The 7,363-nt window shown below is 54.5% G+C and carries 9 protein-coding genes; 4 read left to right on the top strand and 5 right to left on the bottom strand.

Annotated features, from left to right (window positions below; translation table 11 throughout):
- Positions 1-58 precede the first annotated feature (58 nt).
- On the bottom strand, positions 59-1,063 hold the full coding sequence (locus JI62_RS19925; RefSeq protein WP_088701848.1) for an ABC transporter substrate-binding protein: 1,005 nt from the start codon (positions 1,061-1,063) through the stop codon (positions 59-61).
- A gap of 134 nt (positions 1,064-1,197) precedes the next feature.
- On the opposite strand from JI62_RS19925, the gene JI62_RS19920 reads away from it, so the two are divergent.
- Positions 1,198-1,950, top strand: a complete 753-nt coding sequence (locus JI62_RS19920) for a DeoR/GlpR family DNA-binding transcription regulator (RefSeq protein WP_170938603.1) — start codon at positions 1,198-1,200, stop codon at positions 1,948-1,950.
- Positions 1,951-2,014: 64 nt separating this feature from the next.
- On the top strand, positions 2,015-2,281 hold the full coding sequence (locus JI62_RS19915; RefSeq protein ID WP_088701846.1) for a DksA/TraR family C4-type zinc finger protein: 267 nt from the start codon (positions 2,015-2,017) through the stop codon (positions 2,279-2,281).
- Positions 2,282-2,291: 10 nt separating this feature from the next.
- Here JI62_RS19915 and JI62_RS19910 read toward each other — a convergent pair whose 3' ends face one another.
- Entirely contained in the window at positions 2,292-2,576 is a 285-nt protein-coding gene (locus tag JI62_RS19910) for a YrhK family protein (RefSeq protein WP_088701845.1), read from the bottom strand.
- Positions 2,577-3,080: 504 nt separating this feature from the next.
- Between JI62_RS19910 and JI62_RS19905 the strand changes: the two genes are divergently transcribed.
- Positions 3,081-4,019: a diguanylate cyclase gene (locus JI62_RS19905; protein ID WP_240513311.1), complete on the top strand. Its 939-nt coding sequence runs from the start codon at positions 3,081-3,083 to the stop codon at positions 4,017-4,019.
- 39 nt (positions 4,020-4,058) lie between these two features.
- Entirely contained in the window at positions 4,059-5,321 is a 1,263-nt protein-coding gene (gene mtnK, locus JI62_RS19900; RefSeq protein WP_088701843.1) for an S-methyl-5-thioribose kinase, read from the top strand.
- A gap of 318 nt (positions 5,322-5,639) precedes the next feature.
- Here the strand turns inward: mtnK and JI62_RS19895 are convergent, their stop codons facing one another.
- From JI62_RS19895 to mtnB, 3 genes are all read right to left on the bottom strand, one after another.
- Complete coding sequence (locus tag JI62_RS19895) at positions 5,640-6,188, bottom strand: 1,2-dihydroxy-3-keto-5-methylthiopentene dioxygenase (RefSeq protein ID WP_088701842.1); 549 nt, start codon at positions 6,186-6,188, stop codon at positions 5,640-5,642.
- Positions 6,189-6,199: 11 nt separating this feature from the next.
- A complete protein-coding gene (gene mtnC / locus JI62_RS19890; RefSeq protein ID WP_088701841.1) occupies positions 6,200-6,886 on the bottom strand; it encodes an acireductone synthase in 687 nt (228 codons plus the stop codon).
- Between the two features lie 14 nt (positions 6,887-6,900).
- The coding region (mtnB, locus tag JI62_RS19885; protein ID WP_088701840.1) for a methylthioribulose 1-phosphate dehydratase at positions 6,901-7,363 on the bottom strand (463 nt) is incomplete at its 5' end.

Below are 7,363 nucleotides of genomic sequence, written 5' to 3'. Positions count from 1 at the left end.
CTGCCGTACTTGTTGCCGCTGCCGGTCTTGTTGTCAAAGATGAGAGCGGGCGTCATGGTTACCCGCCGAATAGATCGCTAAAGCGCTGTTTGAACTCGGCTTCCTGCGCCAATGCCTGTTCGGTATCAACCGGCATCAGGGTAATGCTATCGCGCTCGGGGAAGCCTTCAGGTGGGGTCACATCGTTGTGGGCAGGCAGGTAGCCCTGCTGGCTGACCAGCTCCTGGCCCTGCTGGGAGAGCACAAAATCAACAAACTTTTGCGCGGCCTCGACGTTCTCTGCACCCTGCATAATAGCGACCGGCTCGGTCACCGCGCTCACGCCCTCTTCCGGGAACACGAATTCGACCGGCGAGCCTTTGGCAGCTTCACGAATTGGCAGGAAGTCCACCACAATGCCGTAGGGCTTGGTGCCCGCGGCCACGGCGTTAAATACGCCACCATTGCCACCTTGTGCTTCGGTGCGATTGGCGTGCAGGGCGTCGTAGTATTCGGCGCCTAACTCTGGGTTGGCACTAATCGCCGCCATATGGATCAGCGCAGCGCCGGAGTAGAGCGGGCTGGGCATAGTGACCAATCCTTCGTAGTCAGGCCCCAGCAGGTCTTGCCAACTTTGCGGCTGATGCTCGGCGCCGGTGTTATAGACAATTCCGGTGGTGATCAGCTTGGTGCCGTAGTAGTAGCCTTCCGGGTCATATAGGTCGGCGTCATAGGCCTGGCGCTCATCGCTCAGGTACGGCTGTAAATGCCCCTCCTGCTTGAGTGACTCCATGGTCATGCTGTCGGCAATTAGCAGCACGTCAGGGTTGCTCACCCCGGCTGAAAGCTCCGAGCGCAGCCGGGTCATCAAGCGCGTGGTACCGTCGCGTACCCACTCCACTTCGATATCGGGATGGGCCGCTTCAAAGGCGTCAACGGTCTGCTGTGCGTCGCTATTGGGCTGGCTGGTGTAGAGCGTCAGCGTTTCGTTCGCCGCTACTTGAGCGGACAGGGAAAAACTGGCTACCGCAATGGCCGCAGTAAGGACAGATACCGGGATAGATGACAGGGAGCGCTTCAACATGGGTAAACCTCCAGTGAGTGAACCCCACCTAAGCTACTGTCATCTGCTTACAACAAAGTGACACTATGCTTTCGTTCAACATTTTTTGGCTTTCGTTTGCCGTACTTTTTGCTTTCGTTGTGCTGAGAGGAGCTATGCGCCAGTTCGAACGACGACAACAGCTGTTACAGCGAGTCCACTCACAGGGGCGCCAATCGGTAGACAGCTTGGCAACTGATTTTGGGGTGTCTGTGCAGACCCTGCGTGGGGATATTCGCTACCTAGCTGATAAGGGCTTGGTGCTGCGCCGCCAAGGTGAAGTGCTGCCCTTTCCCGAGCAGGAGAATATCGGCTACGACCAGCGTCAGATTGTAAACGTGGCGGGTAAACGGCAGATTGCGGCGCGGGCAGCAAGCCTAGTGCAAGACCATCAAGCGCTATTTCTAGGTACGGGCACCACGGTTGAGCAGCTGGCCGATGCGCTGAGTGATAAGCAAGGTCTGCATATCATGACCAATAATCTGCATGCGCTAATTAAGCTGTGTCAGCTTAAGTGTGAGTTAGTGGTGGCGGGCGGGCGCGTACGTCGGCGCGACCAGGACGTGATCGGTGGCGATGCCTGGCGTTTTTTCCAACGCTACCGTGCCGATGTGGGAATCGTGTCGGTGGGGGGAATGGATAGCCATGGCCAGCTTTATGACTACAACGACGATGAAGTGATGGCCCGTGAGGCGCTGTTGGCTCATGCCGGTTATCGCGTGTTAGTACTGGATAAAACCAAGTTCGACCTGCCGCTACGCTGCGCCGCGGGCCAGCTGGGGGATTATGATGCTGTCGTCACCGATGTGCCGCTGCCAGACAGACTACGCAGCCCACTGGCTGCCCAAGGCGTACGGTTTTTGGGGTAAAGGTTCGCTTGACTGGTTGCTGCTATGCTTAGAGATTATGACTGGTGTAGCGAGGGAAACAACCATGGCAGGCGGATGGGCAAAAGATGGCGCCGAACAAGAGCAGATGGAGAGCACGTTAGAAGATGCGGTACAGCGGGCTCGTAGTCAGTTGCCCCGTGGTGAGAGTCTTGACGTTTGTGAAGAGTGTGGCGACCCGATTCCCGAAGCGCGCCGCAAGGCCATTCCGGGAGTACGGCTCTGTGTGGCCTGTCAAAGTGAACGGGACAAGCAGCAGTCGGCCTTTAGTGGCTACAACCGCCGCGGTAGCAAAGACAGCCAGCTGCGTTGAACGCAGCTTTCTAAGCGTCTTGGTCGGTGTCCGGTAACTGCTTAAAATAGACGTAGCGGTGAAGACGAATCGCCGGACGAATTAATAGCTGTAAGCTACCAACCACAAATAACCACACGCCAACGGTTTGTACGGCACCTTGGTAAAAAAAACAGACACTGCCGATCGTAAACCAGATGCCCAGCATGAAATCGTTGATCATGCTAAGCACCTCATATCGCTGGTGCACAACGAGCTCGCGATGGCCAATGGTAAACGTCCAGTCGTTCGTCATCGGATTCTGTTGGCGCTCCATCATTAGCCTCCTGATTGAATGTTCATTGAATAAAAATTCGGATGAGTTTCGTTTAATATATTGTACCAACATTCACTTTAACTAAACGTTATTGTGGCACACTATTCAAGTACTCCAAGGTAATGGTTGGCTTCGGGTGTTTATTAATGATGCATGAAAGCCGTAAGTTAGTGTATGGGGCATTGAGGGCGAGTAATGGTCAATGACACGCTGCTAGCAGCGGTGGAAAACGAGTTGCGCAGAGGGCCTTGGCGGTTACGTTTTAGTGAGCAAGTGGAAGCGCGTTTTGAAGCTGATACTCAGCGCCGCCGTAGTCGTCAAATGGTGGTGTCAGGGCTGATATCAGCGTTCATCTACTGCCTGTTTCTGATCAATGACTACAGCTTTCGCCCTGACTCTTTTACCACAGCCTTGATATTACGCATTGGAGTGATGCTACCCATTGGCTTGCCCATTTTATGGTGGGTCTACCGAGGCGTAGCGCCGTTCCTTCGTGAGACCTTAATGGCAAGCACGGTTGTTGTGGCAACGGTGGTTTCATGTTTGATAGTGGCGGAATCTACGGTTCCCTACTCTTACCTGGATATTTTCTCTTTCGGGCTTATCTTACTGGTCGGTAATATTGTTTACTCATTACGGTTTAGTTATGCCTGTGTGTCATCCGCCATTAGTATATTTATAATATTAGGCTTTGTTTTGCCCTATGAACCAATGCCGCCAGAGGTTAAAAGGCTCGCGATATTTACTATCATCGCTCAAGCACTGTTTACCCTGGTGGCAAACTATCGTTTCGAGCAGAGTGAACGAACCTCCTACTTGCATGTGTTGAAAGAACAGCTTCGCGCTGGATATTACCTCCAAGACAATCAAAAGCTGACGCGGATGTCGGTTACCGACCCCCTGACGAACCTGGCCAATCGACGTCAGTTCGATGCAGTGTTGCCTTTGCGCTGGCAGGAGGCGGCCGATAAAGGTCTCTGTTTAGGCATGATGGTTATCGATATTGATCATTTCAAAGCCTACAACGACTACTATGGGCATCCTCAGGGTGACGCATGTTTGCGTCAAGTGGCTGCTGCCATGCAGGCCAATAGCCGCGATTCCGATTTGGTCGTACGTTTTGGTGGCGAAGAATTTTTAGTGCTGATGACCAATGCAACACCTGAGGCGGCAAAAACCGCGGCAGAGCGAATACGGCGCGGCGTGGAAGCCTTGGATATTCCTAATCACGGTGTCTCGGCGCATAGCGTTGTTACCGTGAGTGTTGGTGTTGCAGTGCTACGTCCCGCGGCAGGCTTTACACCAGCTGACTTGTTATTAAAAGCGGATGTGGCGCTTTATGAAGCTAAACGGCAGGGCCGTAACCGCATCAGAGAGGCGAGTTTGGTTGAGGTACCAACCTCCGATGACGCTGTTGATGGCTTAGGGATTTCTGCCCAGTAGCGGCCAAGCATACCTTAAACGTTCTGTGAGGAGTGACCTTTGGAGATAGATCAACAATACTGCGCGCTCAACGTCGATACCCTTTCCCAGCGGCTTGGGAGTGTTGAGGCTGTGGCTAATCGAGTGGGTGGTGAGCCCGCCAATTGGGATATTCGCGAGGTGGGTGACGGCAATCTCAACCTGGTGTTTATTGTCTCCGGCAGCCACGGCAGCGTAGTGGTAAAACAGGCGCTTCCCTACGTGAGAATGGTGGGAGAGGGTTGGCCGCTGCCGATCTATCGCGCCCATTATGAGTATTACGCCTTGGTTCGCCAGGCCAAGCGGGCGCCAGGCATTGCCCCCGAGGTCTACTACTTCGATAAGCCCCAAGCGCTTATCGTCATGGAGTATCTGCACCCACACACTATCTTGCGCCGCAAGTTAATCAACGGTGAGCGGGTCGTTCGGCTGGGTGAGATCATCGGCCAATTTTGTGCGCGCACTGCGTTCCGTGGCTCAGAGCTTTCGCTGAGCAGCCCTGAGAAAAAGGCGGATGTAGGGCTGTTTTCCGGCAATGTGGCGATTCCTGCCATCACCGAGTCACTGGTATTTACCGATCCTTATTACGGCGCTGAAATGAATCACCACACGCCGGAGCTTTCACCAGTGGTGGACGAGCTGCGTCGCAATGCGCGGTTAAAAGCCAAAGTGCAGCGGCTGTTGATGAAGTTCACCGCTAACACCGAAACAATGCTGCACGGTGATCTGCACTCCGGTTCTATTATGGCCACCGATACTGACGTCCGGGTGATCGACCCTGAGTTCTCTCAGTACGGCCCTATGGCTTTTGACCTGGGCATGGCAGTGGCCAACTTCCTGATGGCCTACTTCAGCCAGCCTGCGCACCGCCAGGAAGGTGAGCTTGAGGCGTATCAAGCCTGGATCCTTGAAGTGATTGAAGCGTGCTTTAGCAGCTTTGACGCTGAGTTCCACCACCTATGGCAAACCGAGCGGACGGGTATTCTGTTCCCGAAAGCCTTGTTTGAAGAACAGGGCAATAGCGCCGACGACGCCTGCGATGCGCTGCTGGAAGAGATCCGCCTGGATGCCCTGGCCTACTGCGGTATTGAAATGCACCGTCGTGTTTTATCGCTAGCCCACAACGCCGACTTTGAAGAGATCGAAGACACCGACCTGCGCGCCAAACTTGAAGCGCGCAACGTACTGATGGGTCAAACGTTGATTATGGAGCCGGAAGCCTACAGTGACCTTACCGCGCTGGTGGATTTAGCCAGGGCATATAACCAGCAAGAAGTGTTGTAAGCGCGTTACTCGCGCAGCGGTGCCACCTTTGGCACCGCTGCGCGCTGCTTTCGCGGGTGCGCTGACGCTTAAGCCGCGCTACGAAAATCCACTGAGTCAACTAGGTGCACTCGTAGCGCGTGGTAACGAATCTCGCGAGGGACGAGCGAATGAGGCACCCACGAGGGCAGCGCCAGCCGCCTGGATAATGCCTCCGTGCCTAATCCGGCCTTGGTGCCATCTTCGGCAACGCTCGCGCGTTGCTTCGCGGGTGCGCTGGCGCTTACGCCACGCTACAGCTGCTTCCCACCTTTCATCTTACGATTTACCCCTCACTCCTCACAACTGATCCAAACGGTCAAACTTCCCGGCGATATCGCTCTCTGTCCAGTGGGGCACCCAACCTTCCACATTGTCGAAGAAGCGTAGCGCAGTGAATTCCGGCGCTGGGCCCATATCGAACCAGTGGGGTGTATTGGCGGGTACGCTGATCAGGTCATTGCGGGTACACAGTACCTGATACACCTTGTCATCGATGTGCAGACAAAATAGCCCTTGCCCTTTGACGAAGAAACGTACTTCATCTTCATGGTGGCGATGTTCGTTCAAGAACTTTTGGCGCATGGCATCTTTGTCTGGGTGCGTGGGCACCATATGCAGCACATCCACAGTTTGATAGCCGCCCATGGCTTTGACGCGGTCGATGTCGTCTTGATAAAGCGCCAAAATATCTTCCTGGGTGGCGTCGTCGGCAATCTCGCCCGGCGCTGCCCAACGCTCAAACAACACACCCACTTTGTTTAGCTCAGTGGTAATCTGCTCGCCGTCGGTGGTGTCGATCAGGGCATCGTTAGGGTTCTGATCAGCAAATACTTTCAGTTGCGACATCGTCGGTTCTCCTAAAGCGCAATTTCATCAAAGCGAGTAACGCAAGCATGGGTGTTGCCAGGCTGGGTGCCTTCGCGCACCAACTGCAGGGTTTGCATGCCCGCCTGTTTGGCGGCGTCCAATTCTTCGATCACGTCCGACAAGAACAGCACCGCTGCCGGTGGCAGGTCAAGCTCGGCGACAATACGCTGATAGGCAGTAGCCTCACGCTTATGGCCAATATGGGTGTCAAAGTAGCCGCTAAATAGCGGGGTTAGGTCGCCCGCATCGCTATAGCCAAACAGCAGCTTCTGCGCCTGAACAGAACCAGATGAATAGACGTATAGCGCCTTGCCCGAGTCCTTCCACTGATGCAGGGCAGGAGCTACATCGCTATAGAGATGGCCTTTAAAGTCGCCGCGCTGGTAGCCATCGGCCCACACCATACCTTGCAGTGCTTTCAGCGGAGTTACTTTTTGGTCGGTCTCGATCCAGTGCAGCAGCTTGTCGATCACTGCCTCAAGTGGGGCGCTAGGATCAACCATCTCGCTACGTACGGCAGTAATCTGTTCTGCAATTGCAGGTGCGTCTGCATTCGCACGTAGAAAGTCAGGCAACTTGCTGTGGGCGTAGGGAAACAGCACCTTATGGACGAAGTTAATGTCCGTGGTAGTGCCTTCAATATCGGTCACAATAGCGCGAACAGTTGAATTACTCATTTAAGACTACTCATTTAAGACCAGCGACTCTCTTCAAGCACACAGGCAAGTAAAAACTCAATCGCTTCCAGGTGGCGGCAACAGCTGGCAATGCTATCGCCCACGGCATATATGCCATGCCCCGCGACCAAAAAGCCCCAGGGCATCGGCCAGCCGCTGCGTACGTGTTCGGCCAGTTCTTCCATATCCTGGGAGTTGGGCACCACCGGTAACCGGATGCTAGCCTCGTGGGTCACGTTACCCGCTAAGGCTTTTTGCATTTCAAAGCCGTTGAGCTCTATGCCCTTAGGAAATCGCCGCGACAGCACCGTGCTGGCCACGGTGTGAGTGTGCAGCACGCAGTTAATTGATGCGTCTAAGCGATAGAGTGCGGCATGCAGATCGCTTTCCGCGCTAGGTTTCCCATCGCCGGATAGCACCTTGCCATCCAGGTTGCAGAGCAAGAGGTCATCGGCTTGAATGCGGGTTTTATCCCGG

The organism is Halomonas campaniensis (assembly GCF_002211105.1).
In the GTDB taxonomy this organism is placed as follows: Bacteria; Pseudomonadota; Gammaproteobacteria; order Pseudomonadales; family Halomonadaceae; genus Vreelandella; species Vreelandella campaniensis_A.
The sequence above is the reverse complement of the archived record's forward strand: the minus strand, read 5'-3'. Positions and strand labels throughout refer to the sequence as shown.

Excerpts from the sequence above, each read along its gene's own strand:
- JI62_RS19925 (WP_088701848.1), bottom strand. The coding sequence starts at position 1,063 with ATGTTGAAGCGCTCCCTGTCATCTATCCCGGTATCTGTCCTTACTGCG.
- JI62_RS19920 (WP_170938603.1), top strand. The coding sequence starts at position 1,198 with ATGCGCCAGTTCGAACGACGACAACAGCTGTTACAGCGAGTCCACTCA.
- JI62_RS19915 (WP_088701846.1), top strand. The coding sequence starts at position 2,015 with ATGGCAGGCGGATGGGCAAAAGATGGCGCCGAACAAGAGCAGATGGAG.
- JI62_RS19910 (WP_088701845.1), bottom strand. The coding sequence starts at position 2,576 with ATGGAGCGCCAACAGAATCCGATGACGAACGACTGGACGTTTACCATT.
- JI62_RS19905 (WP_240513311.1), top strand. The coding sequence starts at position 3,081 with ATGGCAAGCACGGTTGTTGTGGCAACGGTGGTTTCATGTTTGATAGTG.
- JI62_RS19895 (WP_088701842.1), bottom strand. The coding sequence starts at position 6,188 with ATGTCGCAACTGAAAGTATTTGCTGATCAGAACCCTAACGATGCCCTG.
- mtnC (WP_088701841.1), bottom strand. The coding sequence starts at position 6,886 with ATGAGTAATTCAACTGTTCGCGCTATTGTGACCGATATTGAAGGCACT.